Origin of the sequence: Paenibacillus sp. USHLN196 (assembly GCF_037144955.1) — a bacterium.
GTDB classification, from domain to species: domain Bacteria; phylum Bacillota; class Bacilli; order Paenibacillales; family Paenibacillaceae; genus Paenibacillus; species Paenibacillus xylanexedens_C.
The window spans coordinates 1-241 of sequence record NZ_JBBCYH010000053.1 but is presented as its reverse complement, the minus strand read 5'-3'; the positions used below and the strand labels follow the sequence as shown (position 1 = coordinate 241).

Genomic DNA, 241 nt, shown 5'->3' with positions numbered 1-241 from the left:
AACGCTCTATCCAGCTGAGCTAAGGGCGCAAATATTGGAGCGGAAGACGGGAATCGAACCCGCGACCCTCGCCTTGGCAAGGCGATGCTCTACCGCTGAGCCACTTCCGCATACGGTATTAATAAATATAAAATGGCGGAACCGACGGGATTCGAACCCGCGATCTCCTGCGTGACAGGCAGGCATGTTAGGCCAACTACACCACGGTTCCAGATCACTTTCTCAAGGAAAGTATAATTGC

Annotated in this window: 2 tRNA genes; both read right to left on the bottom strand. The window is 52.7% G+C overall.

The window, feature by feature from the left end:
- Positions 1-35: 35 nt before the first annotated feature.
- Positions 36-110, bottom strand: a tRNA-Gly gene (locus WFI24_RS34290).
- A gap of 23 nt (positions 111-133) precedes the next feature.
- Positions 134-211: transfer RNA gene (locus tag WFI24_RS34285), tRNA-Asp, on the bottom strand.
- Between the last annotated feature and the right edge of the window lie 30 nt (positions 212-241).